The 15,557-nt window shown below is 67.2% G+C and carries 12 protein-coding genes; 3 read left to right on the top strand and 9 right to left on the bottom strand.

Annotation, left to right across the window (positions count from 1 at the left end):
- The first annotated feature begins 12 nt into the window (after positions 1-12).
- Positions 13-423, top strand: coding sequence for a sterol carrier family protein (locus R5O87_RS17665; RefSeq protein ID WP_410557211.1), 411 nt, complete (start codon positions 13-15; stop codon positions 421-423).
- A gap of 209 nt (positions 424-632) precedes the next feature.
- Here R5O87_RS17665 and dctA read toward each other — a convergent pair whose 3' ends face one another.
- The 5 genes from dctA to R5O87_RS17640 all read right to left on the bottom strand — a co-directional run bounded on the left by dctA (position 633) and on the right by R5O87_RS17640 (position 6,616).
- A complete protein-coding gene (gene dctA / locus R5O87_RS17660) occupies positions 633-2,111 on the bottom strand; it encodes a C4-dicarboxylate transporter DctA (RefSeq protein WP_410557210.1) in 1,479 nt (492 codons plus the stop codon).
- Between the two features lie 191 nt (positions 2,112-2,302).
- Positions 2,303-3,316, bottom strand: coding sequence for an endonuclease domain-containing protein (locus R5O87_RS17655; protein ID WP_410557209.1), 1,014 nt, complete (start codon positions 3,314-3,316; stop codon positions 2,303-2,305).
- A 177-nt stretch (positions 3,317-3,493) separates the two neighbouring features.
- Complete coding sequence (locus tag R5O87_RS17650; protein ID WP_410557208.1) at positions 3,494-4,255, bottom strand: SDR family oxidoreductase; 762 nt, start codon at positions 4,253-4,255, stop codon at positions 3,494-3,496.
- A 27-nt stretch (positions 4,256-4,282) separates the two neighbouring features.
- Complete coding sequence (locus R5O87_RS17645) at positions 4,283-5,026, bottom strand: aspartate/glutamate racemase family protein (RefSeq protein WP_410557206.1); 744 nt, start codon at positions 5,024-5,026, stop codon at positions 4,283-4,285.
- A gap of 24 nt (positions 5,027-5,050) precedes the next feature.
- Positions 5,051-6,616 (bottom strand): NCS1 family nucleobase:cation symporter-1, encoded by a 1,566-nt coding sequence (locus tag R5O87_RS17640; protein ID WP_410557205.1) that lies wholly within the window; start codon positions 6,614-6,616, stop codon positions 5,051-5,053.
- Positions 6,617-6,944: 328 nt separating this feature from the next.
- On the opposite strand from R5O87_RS17640, the gene aceE reads away from it, so the two are divergent.
- Positions 6,945-9,686 (top strand): pyruvate dehydrogenase (acetyl-transferring), homodimeric type, encoded by a 2,742-nt coding sequence (gene aceE / locus R5O87_RS17635; RefSeq protein ID WP_462836327.1) that lies wholly within the window; start codon positions 6,945-6,947, stop codon positions 9,684-9,686.
- Between the two features lie 210 nt (positions 9,687-9,896).
- Here the strand turns inward: aceE and R5O87_RS17630 are convergent, their stop codons facing one another.
- Entirely contained in the window at positions 9,897-10,082 is a 186-nt protein-coding gene (locus tag R5O87_RS17630) for a YegP family protein (protein ID WP_102974445.1), read from the bottom strand.
- Positions 10,083-10,242: 160 nt separating this feature from the next.
- Between R5O87_RS17630 and nboR the strand changes: the two genes are divergently transcribed.
- Positions 10,243-10,866: a nicotine blue oxidoreductase gene (gene nboR / locus R5O87_RS17625; protein ID WP_410554324.1), complete on the top strand. Its 624-nt coding sequence runs from the start codon at positions 10,243-10,245 to the stop codon at positions 10,864-10,866.
- A 1-nt stretch (position 10,867) separates the two neighbouring features.
- On the opposite strand, the gene R5O87_RS17620 is transcribed toward nboR, so the two are convergent.
- The 3 genes from R5O87_RS17620 to R5O87_RS17610 form a co-directional block, all read right to left on the bottom strand.
- A complete protein-coding gene (locus R5O87_RS17620; protein WP_410554325.1) occupies positions 10,868-11,518 on the bottom strand; it encodes a uracil-DNA glycosylase in 651 nt (216 codons plus the stop codon).
- A gap of 127 nt (positions 11,519-11,645) precedes the next feature.
- The gene (locus tag R5O87_RS17615; protein ID WP_410554326.1) at positions 11,646-12,626 is read right to left on the bottom strand and encodes an aldo/keto reductase; all 981 of its coding nucleotides are present in this window, start codon (positions 12,624-12,626) and stop codon (positions 11,646-11,648) included.
- A 58-nt stretch (positions 12,627-12,684) separates the two neighbouring features.
- A complete protein-coding gene (locus R5O87_RS17610) occupies positions 12,685-15,555 on the bottom strand; it encodes a molybdopterin-dependent oxidoreductase (RefSeq protein WP_410554327.1) in 2,871 nt (956 codons plus the stop codon).
- Between the last annotated feature and the right edge of the window lie 2 nt (positions 15,556-15,557).

Here is a 15,557-nt window from a genome sequence, read left to right as displayed (position 1 = left end):
AAGGAGGAACCCGTGGCTGTTGCGCGCCGCAGAATTGACCCGGCCGAGGGCCGGGCGGCCCTGAACGAATGGGCGGCAGGTGCCGTCCCGCCGTCGGACGCTCCCCCGGCCGTTCCGGCGGGGCCGACCGCTCCGGCCGTGCCCCGGTCGGTGATTGCGACGGCGGTCCGCTACTCCCTGGAGGAGGTCACCGCCCGCGCCCCCGGCAATTCGGTGGAGGTGCGGGTGCCGCCGTTCGGCGTCACCCAGTGCGTGGAGGGCCCGCGGCACACGCGCGGCACTCCCCCGAACGTGATTGAGTGCGACGCCGCCACCTGGCTCGCGATGGTGACCGGCCGGCTGAGCTGGGCGGACGCCGTCGGCGCCGGCCGCGTTGCCGCCTCGGGCCTGCGGGCAGACCTGTCAGCCCTCCTCCCCCTCTGAGCACGGCGTTACCGGATTTGGAGCCGCCTGACTCGGTTTAAGACGCAGGACCGACATAGAGGCAGGACCGGACAAAGAGGCAGGACCCCGCCCGAGGCCGAACTGCTCAGCCAAGGACGGGATCCTGCCTCTATCCTTTGGAGTTTTTGTCCAGATATCGCGACTTCACGGGCCTTTAGCGGCCATTATCTGGACAAAAACTCCGTAGGCTATTCGTGGTTGATGGCTGCCGACGGCCTGCTCATCTCGAAGTCGGGCATCTCACCGGGGGTCGGGCCGCCGCGGAACTTGGGCGAAGCCTGGCCGCCCCCGCTGATCCGTTCCAGTTCCTGCTCCTGGAAGTCCTCCTCCACACCGAGCATGACGGCGGAATCGTGGTTGGTGATCTCGCCGCGGAACGCCCGGACCATGACGCTGCGGTCGAACTGGCCCTCCCACTTGGAGACCACGAAGGTTGCCACGCAGTTGCCGAGCAGGTTGACCACCACGCGCATGGAGTCCATGAGCCGGTCTGCCCCGAGGAGCAGGGCGACGCCGGCCACCGGGAAGATTCCGAGCGCGGCCGCCGTGGCGGACAGTGCCAGGAAGGACGACCCGGGGACGCCGGCCATGCCCTTGGAGGTCAGGAGCAGGACGCCGAGGGCGGCGAGCTGCTGGCCGAGGTCCAGATGGTGGCCGAAGGCCTGGGCGAGGAACAGCAGGGAGATGGACAGATAGATGGCCGCGCCGTCCAGGTTGAAGGAGTAGCCCGTGGGAACCACCAGGCCGGTGGTGGCCCGGGAGCAGCCCGCATTGGTCAGCTTGGTCATGATGCGCGGCATTACGGCCTCCGTGGACGCGGTGCCGAGGGCCAGCAGGAATTCCTCGCGGGTGTACTTGAGGAACTGCCACAGCGGAACCCGTGCGAAGCTCCAGGCCACGACGAACAGGAGTCCGATGAACACCACGGCGGCGCCGTAGCAGGCGGCAATCAGCATCGCGTAGGTGCCCAGGGTGTCCAGCCCGTACTGGCCGATGATGAAGGCCATGGCACCGAAGGCACCGATCGGGGCAACCTTCATGATCCAGGACATGATCTTGAAGATCAGTTCCAGGACCGTCTCCATGAGGCTGACCACCGGCTGGCACCGCTCGCGGCCGATGACGACAATCGCAGCGCCGAAGAACACCGAGAAGAAGAGGACCTGCAGCAGGCTGTTGTTGGCAAAGGCGCCAATGACGCTGGTGGGGATGACGTCCAGGATGAAGGCTGCTGCGTCCTTCGGCACGGCATGGCCGGTCTTGGCGTCCACGGCCTCCTGGGACAGGGTGCTCGGATCGATGTTCAGGCCGGCTCCAGGCTGAACGATGTTGCCGACAATCAGGCCGAAGACCAGGGCAAAAAGTGTGGCCGCTGTGAAGTAGAGAAGAGCCTTGACTCCTACCCTTCCGACCGCTTTGACGTCGCCGACGGCTGAGATTCCCGTGACGATCACGAGGAAGATCAGCGGCGCGATGATCATCTTGATGAGCTGGATGAAGCCGTCACCGAGCGGCCTCAGTTGAGCGCCTAGGTCCGGCCAGAAATGCCCGATGAGAACACCTGCCACGACGGCGATCAGAATTTGGAAGAAGAGCGACCTGTACAGGGGCTTCTTCTTCGACGGCACCGAACTCGCCTTCAGCGCCGAGGAATCTGGGATCTTCATTGATCTGTACCTATCAATTGGGAACAGCCCCGGATCGGGGTCTGTTTCCAACGTAACCCCGGTCACACTATTCCGCAAGAGGAAATCTTGTTTTCACGATGCGGAATGGATTTGGCCGGTCACAATTGGAGTTTTTGTCCACTTGTTGGGACTTTGGCGCCCTCCAGCGGCCGATATCTGGACAAAAACTCCTAGCGTTGCCAGCCCTGCTTGCGCAGCGCCTGCTTCACCCGGGAGACGACCCATTCCCGCCCATGGCGCATGTCGACGGTATTGACTTTGACCTGGCGCCAGCCCGCGTCCGACACGCGCTGGTCACGGTACGCATCCAGCGCCTGCTGCTCGGGGGTCAGGTGATGCAGCCCCTCGTACTCGATGCACGTCCGGAACCTCGGGCAGCCAAGGTCCGTCCAGACCGGCCTGTTGAAGACGTCGTCCACGCGGCAGTTGGGCGTGAACTCCGGCAGCCCGGCGTCGTCCAGCAGCAGGCGGAGCTTGCTTTCCTGCGGCGAATCGACGCCGACGCGCAGCAGGTCAAGGGCAAGCCGCGCTTTACGCACGCCGTGGATGCCTTTGGCGCCGTCCACAAACTTTCGGAGCTCGGCCAGCGGCACCATGGCCAGCCTGGGTGGCCCGAAATGCCTGGCATGCTCGCTGACGATGGCGTCGCCGGCCACCACAAGGTCGTCAATGGGCAGGACGGAGCCGAGGTCCACCCACGTCCGGGCCAGGGAAGTCAGCCTGAGCCCGTCGATCTCCACAAGATCGCCCTCGCGGATCTTGAGCCGGTGCCCGGCGATGCCGCGGCGGCGCGGCAGCGTGCCGAAGCTCTCCCTGGCGAGGTGGAGGAAACGTCCGGGCTCCCGGAAGTGCGGGCCGCTCTTCTTGCCCCATGGCACAGGTTCGACGACGGCGGTCACCGGCCCGCCGCCGTCGGGCCTGAACTCCGCCCACGGCGGCAGCGGCACGCCGTGGACTTTCGCTGCGGTGACCAGGCTCGCGAAGACGTCCGGACCAAGTGCGGTGTGCGAGCTGACGAGGGCGGGAAGGTCCGGACTGCATGACCTTGGCACGCGGATGCTCCTGCTTGGGCGGTGCATGTCGCGGGCAAAGAGCCTGCCAGCGGGGACGCCGGCCTCGGCCGCCTCGGGCACGACGAAAGGCCGGCTCCTGATTTCCTCGGGCAGCGGTGACAATCTGGTCATGCTCCATTGAGGCACCTTAAAGAGGCCGCCGGGACGTTATCCACAGGACGGACTTGGGGGCGCGAGTTTTTGTCCAGATATTCGCCGCTGGAGGGTGTTTAAGTCGCGGTATGTGGACAAAAACTCCAATGACAAAAACTCCAATGGGGAGGGCGGCCGGTGATAGGCGAGGGAGCATTAGCCGCGGCCGATGAAGGGCATTCCCGCGGCCGTGATGACCACCGAGCCCACGCTGGCCGACGGCGGCATCCCGGCCATCATCAGCACCGCACGGGCCGCGTCCTCCACCGGGAACATCGGTTCCACCCTGCGGCTTCCGTCGGCCTGGAGCGCCCCCGAGCCGACCCCGATGGTGTCCATGATTTCCGTGGCGGTGTTGCCGATGTCGATCTGCCCGCAGGTGATGCCGAATTCCCTGCCGTCGAGCTCGATGCTCTTGGTCAGGCCCGTCATGGCGTGCTTGGTGACGGCGTAGGCAACGGTCCGTGGCCGCGGTGAATGCGCCGAGATCGAGCCGTTGTTGATGATCCGGCCGCCCTGCGGCGACTGCGCCTTCATCGCCCGGACGGCCGCGCCGGCGCACAGCACCGAGCCGGTCAGGTTCACCGCAACGGTGGCCTCCCAGTCCGCCAGGCTGATCTCGTCCACCGACGCCGCCGGTCCAAAGACGCCGGCGTTGTTGAACAGGACGTCCACCCGGCCCCAGCGCCGGAGGACGGAAGCGAAAAGGCGTTCGACGTCGTCGGGCACGGTGACATCGCACGGCACCGCCAGCGCCTCCGGGTGGCCGTCCGCCGTTTCCAGGAGCTGCTGCTGGCGGCGGCCCGCCAGGGCCACCCGGTAGCCGTTCGCCAGCATCTGCCGGGCAACCGCCCGCCCGATGCCGGAGCCGGCGCCGGTGATGACGGCGACGCGGCCGGGAGTGGCTGGAACGGTCATGCTGCTTCTCCTGAAATTGTCGAAAACCTAGGCGGTCGCCGGAACGCTATCGGCCACCAGCGGCCAGCCTATGACGGTCTTGGGCCGCGGTGTGGCGTACGTCCGCACCTTGGACGTGGAGAGCCGCATCCGGACCAGGGACTCCGCGATGGTCACGGCGGACGCAACGCCGTCGACGACGGGCACTCCGGCCCGCTGCCGGATCTGCTCGTCAAGGCCCGCCATGCCGCCGCAGCCCAGGACGATGACCTCGGCCTTGTCCTCCCGGACGGCGAGCAGCGCCTGGCTGATGATGGCCTCGACCGCCCGCTCCGGCTCCTCCTCCAGTTCCAGCACGGCCATCCCGCTGGCCCGCACGGATGCACAGCGGGCGTCGAGGCCGGCCAGCTTCAGCCGGTCCTCGATCAACGGCACGGCCCGGTCCAGGGTGGTGACCACGGAATACTTGTGGCCCAGGAACATGGCCGTGCTGGCCGCCGCCTCGGTGATGTCGACGACGGGCACGTCCAGCAGCTCCTGCAGCCCCTCCCGGCCGTGCTCGCCGTAGCCGGCCTGGATGACGGCGTCGAACGGCTCCGGATAGTTGACTACCCGGTCCATCACGGCGATCGCGGCCAGGTAGCTCTCGAAGTTGCCTTCGCAGGAGTCGGCGCCGAAGCGCGGCGTGATGCCGACAATTTCCGTGCCGGGTGCAGCGATGCTGCGCGCCTGGGCGGCGATCGAGTCGGTCATGGACTGGGTGGTGTTGACGTTCGCAACGAGTATGCGCATGGTTCCTCCAGGGATGAGTGGCTCTTAGTGGGTGCTGGCGACGGCGATCGCTTCGCCGTCGGCATCCTCAAACCGCTGCCTGCGGTCGGCGATCACGTAGTAGCTCAGCGCACCGACGCCGGCGCCGAAGAACCAGGCAAACGGTGCGGCCGGCTCGAAGACCGGGAGGAAGGCGACGAGGATGGCCAGGACGGCCGCCGGCACCAGTGCGATGATGGCCCGCGGGTTGACGCCCCGCTTGTAGAAGTAGGCACCGGCCGGGTCCTCGCTGTACAGCTCGGGGACGTTGACCTTGCCGCGGCGGAGCAGCCAGTAGTCGGCCATGACCACGCCGAACAGGGGTCCGAGCAGTGCGCCGAGGCCGCCCAGGAAGTACACGATGACAAGCGGATTGTTGTAGAGGTTCCACGGCAGGATGACCAGGCCGATGGTGCCGCTGACCCATGCCGCCCGGCGGAAGTTGAGCCGCTTGGGGAACAGGTTGGTGAGGGCATACACGGGGGCCACAAAGTTGGCCATGAGGTTGACGGCGATGGTCAGGATCAGGATCGCGAGGCAGGCCAGCACCAGGAACAGCGTGTTGGGGATGCTCTGGACGATGTCCGACGGCGTTTCGATGATGGTGCCGTTGATCTTGTACTGCCCGCCGGCCAGGACCACCACGATGGCGCCGAACAGGAGCATGTTGATCGGGATGCCCCAGAAGTTGCCCTTGACGATGGACTTCTTGGACACGGCGGAGCGGGTGAAGTCGCAGAAGTTCAGCACGAATGTTCCGTAGATGGACACCCAGAGGGCGCCGCCGGCGAAGATGGTGCGCCACATCTCGCCGCCCTCGAGGCCACGGATGCCGGTCCACTGAATGGAACCGTGCGCCTCGGTGAAGACCCAGATGGCCAGCAGGACCATGGTCAGCAGGATAATCGGACCGGCAAAGGCCTCGTACTTGCGGATCATCTCCATGCCGAAGCTGACGATGACGAGCTGGACGATCCACAGCCCCACGAAGGAGATCCAGCCCAGCGTGGACAGGCCGAGGACGGAGTTGGTGTCCATCTCGTGGAGGGACGGCACCATGGCCACCAGCATGACCCGGAGCACCACCGAGGCGAGGAACGTCTGGATCCCGAACCACGCCACGGCCACCGCGCCGCGGATCAGGCTGGCGAGCTGGGCGCCGCGGATGCCGAAACTGATGCGGCTCATGACGGGGAACGGGACACCCGTTTTCTGCCCCATAAAGCCGGAGAAGCTGAGCAGCACGAAGAGGAGTGCCGCCCCGATGGCCAGGGCCGTGAGGATCTGCCAGCCTCCGAGGCCAAGGGAAAAGAGTCCGACGGCGAACGCATAGTTCCCGAGGCTGTGCACGTCGTTCGCCCAGAGGGTGAAGATGCTGTAGGCCGTCCAGCGGCGCCCTTGCCGCTGGGTGGGTGCGAGGTCGGTGTTGTAGAGGCTGGGGCTGATGTCGCGGCCGGCCGCGGCGCTGGCCGCTTCGCACAGGTCGTCGGTGGTGGCGGCGGAATGGACCGGCTGGCCCGACAGCGGTGTCGGCCCGTCCGTTTCGACGCTGACAGAAGGGGTCGTCTGCATCTGATTCTCCGGTTTCTGGGATTTTCGCGGTGGTGAGCCCTCGATCGGACGATGTTTCATCGTCGGATTATCGCTGTTATTCCACATCGCGAAATAAACTTGTTGAATAGTGAAATTATGGTATGACCTGGATCACCTTGGGGTCAAGGTGCGCCTCGATACGCAACGGTCACAATCGGCGCGTTGGGCCAGGGCGGCTCCGTTGATCACCGAGAGTGTCCGCGAGGTTTGACCCAGCTCCAATGCTCCCGATAATCTCGAATAGCAAGAATGTTTTCTCACAATACGAAAACATGAGCCCAACATTCAAAGATGAAACGAGGCTGCCGTGGCTGCAGGAGAAGATACCTCCCATATCCTCAGCGGGTTGACTAACCAGCTGCCTGATCGTGATCCGGAAGAGACCGCCGAGTGGGTTGAGTCCCTGGATGCGCTGATCAGGGAACAGGGCACGGAGCGTGCCCAATACATCATGCGCAGTCTCCTGCAGCGTGCCGGCGCGCAGAGCGTCGGGGTTCCGATGGTGACCACCACGGATTATGTGAACACGATCCCGGTGGACCAGGAAGCGCAGTTCCCGGGGAACGAGGAGTTCGAGCGCCGGTACCGGGCGTACATGCGCTGGAACGCCGCGGTGATGGTGCACCGGGCGCAGCGGCCCGAGATCGGGGTGGGCGGGCACATCTCCACCTACGCCGGCGCGGCGACCCTGTACGAGGTCGGCTTCAACCACTTCTTCCGCGGCAAGGACCACCCCGGCGGCGGGGACCAGGTGTTCTTCCAGGGCCACGCGTCCCCGGGCATGTACGCCCGGGCGTTCATGGAAGGCCGGCTCTCGGAGGAGGACCTGGACGGGTTCCGGCAGGAAAAGTCCAAGGAAGGCCACGCCCTGTCCTCCTACCCGCACCCGCGGCTGATGCCGCACTTCTGGGAATTCCCGACCGTGTCGATGGGCATCGGCCCGATGAACGCGATCTACCAGGCCCAGTCCAACCGCTACCTGCACAACCGGGGCCTGAAAGACACCTCGGACCAGCAGGTCTGGGCGTTCCTGGGCGACGGCGAAATGGACGAGCCCGAATCCCGCGGCCTGCTCCAGCTCGCCGCGAACGAGAACCTGGACAACCTGAACTTCGTGATCAACTGCAACCTCCAGCGCCTGGACGGGCCGGTGCGCGGCAACGGCAAGATCATGCAGGAACTCGAGGCGTTCTTCCGCGGCGCGGGCTGGAACGTGATCAAGGTCGTCTGGGGCCGGGAATGGGACGACCTGCTCACCCGCGACGCCGACGGATCGCTGGTAAAGATCATGAACGAAACCCCCGACGGGGACTACCAGACCTACAAGGCCGAATCCGGCGGGTTCGTCCGCGAGCACTTCTTCGGGAAAACCCCGCAGACCAAGGACCTCGTCGCGGACCTCTCCGATGACGAGATCTGGAACCTCAAGCGCGGCGGACACGACTACCGCAAGGTCTACGCCGCGTACAAGGCCGCGACCGAATTCAAGGGCAAACCCACCGTCATCCTGGCCAAAACGGTCAAGGGCTACGGCCTGGGCCCGCACTTCGAAGGCCGCAACGCCACCCACCAGATGAAAAAACTCACCCTGGATGACCTGAAGGAATTCAGGGACTACCTCCGGATTCCCATTTCAGACGCCCGGCTCGAAGAGGATCCCTACCGGCCTCCGTACTTCCACCCCGGTGCGGACGCTCCCGAGATTGCCTACCTCCTGGAGCGGCGGCAGGCTTTGGGCGGTTCCGTCCCGGAACGCCGATCCGGCCAGGGGGCCGTGGAAATGCCGGACGCCAAAACGTTCGACGTCGCCAAGCGCGGTTCGGGCAAGCAGCAGGCAGCGACCACCATGGCGTTCGTCCGCCTGCTCAAGGACCTGCTCCGCGACAAGAAGTTCGGGCACCGGATTGTCCCCATCGTGCCGGACGAATCGCGCACCTTCGGCATGGACGCCTTCTTCCCCACCGCCAAGATCTACAACCCCGGCGGCCAGAACTACCTGTCCGTGGACCGCGACCTGGTCCTGGCCTACAAGGAATCCGCCCAGGGCCAGCTGATCCACCCCGGCATCAACGAAGCCGGCGCCGTGGCAGCCTTCACCGCCGCCGGCACCGCCTACGCCACCCACGGCGTACCCCTGGTCCCGGTCTACGTGTTCTACTCCATGTTCGGCTTCCAGCGCACCGGCGACGCCTTCTGGGCCGCCGCCGACCAGATGACCCGCGGCTTCATCATCGGCGCCACCGCAGGACGGACCACCCTCACCGGCGAAGGCCTCCAGCACGCCGACGGACACTCCCCCCTGCTGGCCTCCACCAACCCCGCCGTGGTCACCTACGACCCCGCCTACGGCTACGAAATGGGCCACATCGTCCGCGACGGCCTCGAACGCATGTACGGCCACGACTCGACCGACCGTAACCTGATGTACTACCTCACGGTCTACAACGAACCGATCGTCCAGCCCGCCGAACCGGAGAACCTCGACGTCGAAGGCGTCATCAAGGGCATCTACAAGCTCGCAGCCTCCACCACCGAAGGCCCCAAGAGCCAGATCCTCGCCTCCGGCGTCTCCGTCCCCTGGGCCCTCGAAGCCCAGCGGATCCTCGCCGAAGACTGGGGCGTCTCCGCCGACGTCTGGTCCGTGACCTCCTGGAACGAACTGCGCCGCGACGGCCTCGCCGCCGAAGAGGAAGCCTTCCTCAACCCCGGCAAGGACGCCCGCCAGCCCTTCGTCACCAAACAGCTCGAAGGCGCCCAGGGCCCGGTCGTCGCCGTCTCGGACTACATGAAAGCCGTCCCCGACCAGATCCGCCAGTTCATCCCGAACGAATTCGCCACCCTCGGCGCCGACGGCTTCGGCTTCTCCGACACCCGCGCCGCCGCCCGCCGCTTCTTCAAAAACGACACCCACTCCATCGTCGTCAAAACCCTCCAACTGCTGGCGGCGAGGGGCGAGGTGCAGGAGGGCGCGCCGTCGTACGCCATGGACCGCTACAAACTCCTGGACGTGACGGCGGGAACAACGGGAGGAGCGGGCGGCGACTCCTGACGCCCTGCCGGTGACTCCCCCGCCCAAACCCGAGTTTTTGTCCAGATAATGGCCGCAAAACGGCCTTGAAGTCGCGACATCTGGACAAAAACTCCGGAGGGGGACGTTAGTTGAGCTGGCCGAAACCCGGGTCGCGGTAAAAACAACAAAAACGACGCCGGCCCTCACCTCTCATGGTGGGGGCCGCCGTCGTGCTTCTTTTGGGTAGGGTCAGGGACGCCGGCGGTCGACGACGAAGCCTGTGGCTGCGCTCTCCCGGACTGCCGTGATCCCGGCGGTGACGGCCTTGATGTTTGAGAAGCTGGGCGAAACCGCAACCACGGTTCCGTCGTCCGCCGTCAGCCTGAACCGGTACTGTCCTGCGCCTGCCGTCTCGATTACGAATGTGCCTGCCATATACGCTCCTTCCGCCAACTGCACCGTTGCAGCTGCCATTACGACCCCCAATTGCCAACACGACATATCCGACGTTAGCCGCCATTCACTGGACGAACCACCCCTACTACCGGGTAGTATTCCGCCGCGCGCCCGCTCCGGCATGATTTATGGTGATTCCATGACCGACTTCCCCCTCCCCCGGACCACCGGCGTGCTGCTGGCGGCCGGTGCCGGCACCCGCCTGGGGCGGGGCCCGAAGGCGCTGCTTCCGTTCCGGGGACGCACGCTCGTGGAGGTCCTGGCGGACATTATGCTCGACGGCGGCTGCCGCGAGGTTGTGGTGGTGCTCGGCGCGGGTGCCGGGGACGTCCGCGCCCGGACTGACCTGGCCCGGCACAGGGTGGTGGAGAACCCTGCGTGGGCCGGTGGGATGGGCAGCTCCTTCCGGTCGGGACTGGAGAGCGCGCTGGAGGAGGACCATGTGCTGGTGGCGCTAGTGGACCAGCCCGGCCTGACCGCAGAGACCGTCGCCCGGCTTTTGGGGGCGCACCGCCCGGGCCGGGTGACTGCCGCCGGGTACGCCGATGATTCGGGGAAGCTCCGGCGCGGCCATCCGCTGCTGCTCGACGCGACGCTGCGTGGGGAAGCTGCCGCGGCGGCGGGCGGCGACGCCGGTGCCCGCCGTTTCCTGCAGGCCCACCCGGAGCTGATCGACCTGGTGGACTGCACTCTGCCGCCCGGTTCAGGCCGGTCCGGCGGGGAGGACCTCGATACCCCGGACCAGCTGCACCTGCTGGGCTGAACTACTGGACCATCCCCGCCGCAAGGAGCTCCTGCAGACCCTGCTTGAAGCGGGCCCTCCCGCCGTGGGCCGGATGCCTGATTTTCGGCACGTCCAGGCCGCTGCGGCCTAGGCTCCGGTGCGCCACGTTCCCCACGGCCAGCACGGTTTCGATGGGGAAGATCCCGGTCAGGGCCTGCCAGAACGGCGTGCCCAGGGCGGCTTCCGCGGGCGTGGGTGTCCGGTTGGACAGCGGCTGTCCCGGCACGTGCGTATGCCAGGGGCAGGCGCTCCAGAGCAGCGGGAGGAAGTCGAGTTCTGCCAGCACCTCCCACATGACGGTGGCCGTGGGTTCGGCGGCGACGCCGGTAGCCTCCGGCGGGAGCACGTAACTGCTCCCCGAGCCGAACAGTCCGAAATGGTTGGCGTGCCCCTGGAACATGGTCCGGTTGGTGAAGGGAACGCCGGTGATCCGCATGCCCCTGAAACCCGGCGCTTCCCCCACCAGCAGCACCTTCGGGGCCCGGTCCAGCATGTCGCCGAGGTAGGCCGCCAGGTTCTGCCGGCGCAGGGCATTCGCCGGAACGGAGTGGTCGAAGAAGTTGGTGCACCCCGGGGGTGTTTCGACGGCGGCGAGCCGGGCAATGAAGTCTTCGATCGACGATGATCCCATCCGCCCGCCTCCCTTCAGCCCGTGGATCCAAGCAACGCGGGGTCAGATATCGCCCAATGGAGGCCCTTCATTGGGCGGTAAGTGACCCCGCGTTGCTTTTACCAGCGGCCGTGACCCCGCGTTGTAGTTACCAGCGGGGGTGGATCGCCTCGCGGAAGTAGTGGTCGTAGATCCAGCGCACGCCCTCGTCGAACTCCGGGCTGAGCACTGTGGCGGCCGCGGCGGCGTTGGCCCGGGCCTGCTCCACGGAACGGGCACCGGGGATGACCGAGGTGACGCCGTCCTGCGCCGCCACCCAGGCGATCGCAGCCTGCGCGGTGCCCGAGCCCTCGGGCACCAGCTGCTCGAACTCGGCCACTGCCTTGAGCCCCAACTCGAAGTCCACGCCGGAGAAGGTTTCGCCGACGTCGAAGGAGTCGCCGCCACGGTTGTAGTTGCGGTGGTCGTCGGCGGCGAAGACGGTTTCCTTGGTGTATTTGCCGGACAGCAGGCCGGAGGCAAGCGGAACCCGGGCGATGATGCCCACCCCGGCGGACTTCGCGGCCGGGAGCACCTCATCCAGCGGCTTGAGCCGGAAGGCGTTCAGGATGATCTGCACCGAGGCGGTGCCGCCGTGGAGCAAGGCTTCGAGGGCCTCGTCGGTGCGTTCCACGCTGACGCCGTAGTTCCGGATGGCGCCCTCGGCGACGAGCGTATCCAAGGCGTCGTACACCTCGGCGCGGCTGTATACGGGGGTGGGCGGGCAGTGCAGCTGGACCAGGTCCAGGGCGTCGGTGCGGAGGTTGCGGCGGGACCGGTCCACCCACTCGCGGAAGTTGGCCAGGTTGTAGTTTTCCGGGCGCTGTTCCAGCCTGCGGCCCATCTTCGTGGCCACCGTGATGCCCGTGCCGGGGTTGTCGGCCAGGAACGCTCCGATGGCCTGCTCGCTGCGGCCGTCCCCGTAGACGTCCGCCGTGTCGAAGAAGGTTACGCCGGCCTCCGCCGAGGCCGCGAGGATGGCCTGAGCCTGGGCCGGGTCAACGTTGCCCCAGTCCGCGCCGAGCTGCCAGGTTCCCAATCCAACGACTGAAGCGTTCCGTCCGGTCTTGCCTAAGATGCGCTGTTCCATCCCCCGACTATATGTTGCCAACCCCACGTGGGGTCACTTCGGGCCCTCCGGCGGCGCTTCATTGGGCGCAAAGTGACTCCGCGTTGCCTGGACCTGCGGGAACACGGCCTGCGGGAACGCTCGCCGGAACGAGCCCCGCCTCCTTCAGCCCCAGGTAGATCTTGTCCCGGGCGATCGGCAGCTCCGCGAACCGCACCCCGGTGGCATTGCGGATCGCGTTGGCCAGCGCGGGTGCCACGGGGTTGAAGGGGCTTTCACTCATGGACTTGGCCCCGAGCGGACCCAGGGAATCGTTGGTGTCGGCGAAGTACACCTCGCTGCGCGGCACGTCCGCGAAGGACGGGATGTGGTACTGCCGGAGGATGTCCGTGGTGACCCGGCCGGCGTCGTCCACCCGGACCTCCTCATAAAGGGCGGCACCCAGGGCCTGGGCAATCCCGCCCTCGATCTGGCCCCGGCACTGCCGCGGATTCACCACGACGCCGGCGTCGGCCGCCTGCACGCTCTGCAGGATCCGCAGCTCCCCGGTTCCGGTGTTGACGGCCACGCGGAAACCATGGACGTTGAAGGCCACCGAGCGCGGCGTTCCACCCCAGCGCCCCTCGGCCTCAAGTTCGACGCCGGCCTGCCGGGCGGCGTCGGACAGTTCAGTGAGCGGCACCCTGGTTCCCTCGCAGACGACGGCGTCGCCGTCGAGTACGCAACCGGAGGACTGGATCTGCCGGACGCCGGCGGCGAACGCGCGGATCCGGACGGCCAGTTCCTCGGCGGCGGCCAGCGTCGCCTTCCCGGCCACCACGGTGCCGGCCGAGCCGAAGGCGCCGGTGTCATGCTCGATCAGGTCCGTATCCGACTGCCGGACGGCGACCCGCGTGGCCTCGGTGGACAGCGCCGTCGCCGCCAGCTGGGCGTGCACCGTGGTGGTGCCGTTGCCGAATTCGGCGGTTCCGACGTCGGCGGCGTACGTTCCGTTGGCCAGGAGCCGGAGCCTGGAATGGGCGAAGTGGCCGCGCGGCGGCACGGTGTCGATCATGGACAGCGCCGTGCCCTCCCCCGTGACCCAGTCCGGCCCCAGGTCGTCGAGGCCCGCCGCCCGGTAGCGTTCGCGGCCGCGTTCCAGCGCGTCCTGCACCAGGCGCGTGCACTGGTCCAGCCCGTAGCTGCCGTAGTGGACGTCCTCTTCGGGTTCGGAGTGGGTGGAGAGCATGTCGTCGCCCTCGCGGACCATGTTGCGGCGGCGGAATTCCAGCGGGTCCATGCCGATGCCCGCGGCCAGTTCGTCGATGGCCGATTCAATCGCGAAGATCATCTGGCTGAGGCCGTAGCCGCGGAACGCCCCGGACGGCACGGTGTTCGTGTAGGCCGCGACCGCGTCCACCTTCTTGTTGGCGCACTTGTAGACGGCCAGGGACTCGCCGCAGCCGTGGAACATGACGCCCGGGGCGTGGTTGCCGTAGGCGCCAGTGTTGGTGAGGACGTCCAGCTGCAGCGCCGTGAACCGGCCGTCATTGTTGGCGCCGGCTTTGAGCTTGATGGTGAACGGGTGCCGTGTGGTGCTGGCGGTGAACTGCTCCGTCCGGGTGAATTCGAGCTGCACGGGCCGCCGCAGTTTCAGGGCCGCGAGCGCGGCGATGTCCTCCGTCAGCACCTCCTGCTTTCCGCCGAACCCGCCTCCCACGCGGCCGGCCACCACATGGACCCGGTCCTCCGGCAGCCCGAACAAGCGGCAGAGCGTGCGGCGGACCAGGAACGGCACCTGGCTGGAGGTTCGCACCTGCAGCCGGCCGTCGTCGTCCACGGAGGCGATGGAGGCATGGGTTTCCAGGGCCACGTGCTGGACGCGCTGGGTGCGGTAGGTCTGCTCGTGGATGAAGTCGGCCGCCGCGAAGCCCTCGCTGACGCTGCCGAGTTCGGAGTGCAGCTCGGCCACGATGTTCCGCTCCGGCCGGGCGATCCGCGCCGTGCCGGCGTCCTTGTCCCCGTGCAGGGCTGGCGCGCCGGGCAGAACGGCGTCCTGCGGCGTGAACACCGCGGGCAGTTCCTCGTATTCAACGCGCACCGCGCGGACACCCGCTTCCGCAGCACCCACCGATTCGGCGACGACGGCGGCCACCCGCTGCCCGCGGAACCTCACCACGGTGTCCAGCAGCCGGGTGTCGTCGGGGTCGTCGGTGTAGAGCTCGTGCTGGGCACTGGAGTACAGCTGGTCCGGGGCGTCCTCGGCGGTGAGGACGGCCACGACTCCCGGGACCTCCAGCGCAGCCGAGGTGTCGATGGACAGCACCCGGGCGTGGGCATGCGGCGAGCGCACGAGTTTCATGTGCAGCAGGCCGGGCAGCGTCTCGGCCGCGACGTCAAGCGTGTAGCGGGCATGCCCCGTGACCACCGCGCGGCTGGCGGGGGCCGGAACGTCGTCGCCCAGCCGGCCGGGCTCCGGGGCGGGCTGGCCCGCACCGGCAATCCCCGAGCCGGGGCCTTCCGGGGCCGGGTGGCCCTCGTGGCCGCAGACGGCGTCCGCGATGGCGCGATATCCGGTGCAGCGGCACAGGTTGCCCTTTAGGTTGCGCGGCAGGTTTTCCTTCTGCGCGTCGTCGAACGTGGCCGCCGTCATCACCATGCCGGCCGTGCAGAAGCCGCATTGGAAGCCCTGGCGGTCCAGGAACTGCTGCTGCACCGGGTGCAGGTCAGTCCCCTCGCTCGTGGCCGCGAGGCCTTCGATCGTGGTGACCGCGTGGCCCTCGGCGCGAACGGCCGGGTAGATGCAGCTGTGCACCGGGGTACCGTCCACGTGCACCGTGCAGGCACCGCAGTCGCCGCCGTCGCAGCCCTTCTTGACGCCGAAGTTCCCCTGCTCCCGGAGGAACGTGCGCAGGCACTGGCCCGGCCGCGGCTGCGCCTGCACCGGCGCGCCGTTGATTTCGATGGCCATGC

The organism is Arthrobacter globiformis (assembly GCF_046536215.2).
GTDB lineage: Bacteria > Actinomycetota > Actinomycetes > Actinomycetales > Micrococcaceae > Arthrobacter > Arthrobacter globiformis_E.
Note: the sequence above shows the minus strand (reverse complement) of the source record. Positions and strands in the feature narration are given on the sequence as shown.

Excerpts from the sequence above, each read along its gene's own strand:
- dctA (WP_410557210.1), bottom strand. The coding sequence starts at position 2,111 with ATGAAGATCCCAGATTCCTCGGCGCTGAAGGCGAGTTCGGTGCCGTCG.
- R5O87_RS17655 (WP_410557209.1), bottom strand. The coding sequence starts at position 3,316 with ATGACCAGATTGTCACCGCTGCCCGAGGAAATCAGGAGCCGGCCTTTC.
- R5O87_RS17650 (WP_410557208.1), bottom strand. The coding sequence starts at position 4,255 with ATGACCGTTCCAGCCACTCCCGGCCGCGTCGCCGTCATCACCGGCGCC.
- R5O87_RS17645 (WP_410557206.1), bottom strand. The coding sequence starts at position 5,026 with ATGCGCATACTCGTTGCGAACGTCAACACCACCCAGTCCATGACCGAC.
- R5O87_RS17640 (WP_410557205.1), bottom strand. The coding sequence starts at position 6,616 with ATGCAGACGACCCCTTCTGTCAGCGTCGAAACGGACGGGCCGACACCG.
- R5O87_RS17630 (WP_102974445.1), bottom strand. The coding sequence starts at position 10,082 with ATGGCAGGCACATTCGTAATCGAGACGGCAGGCGCAGGACAGTACCGG.
- nboR (WP_410554324.1), top strand. The coding sequence starts at position 10,243 with ATGACCGACTTCCCCCTCCCCCGGACCACCGGCGTGCTGCTGGCGGCC.
- R5O87_RS17620 (WP_410554325.1), bottom strand. The coding sequence starts at position 11,518 with ATGGGATCATCGTCGATCGAAGACTTCATTGCCCGGCTCGCCGCCGTC.
- R5O87_RS17615 (WP_410554326.1), bottom strand. The coding sequence starts at position 12,626 with ATGGAACAGCGCATCTTAGGCAAGACCGGACGGAACGCTTCAGTCGTT.
- R5O87_RS17610 (WP_410554327.1), bottom strand. The coding sequence starts at position 15,555 with ATGGCCATCGAAATCAACGGCGCGCCGGTGCAGGCGCAGCCGCGGCCG.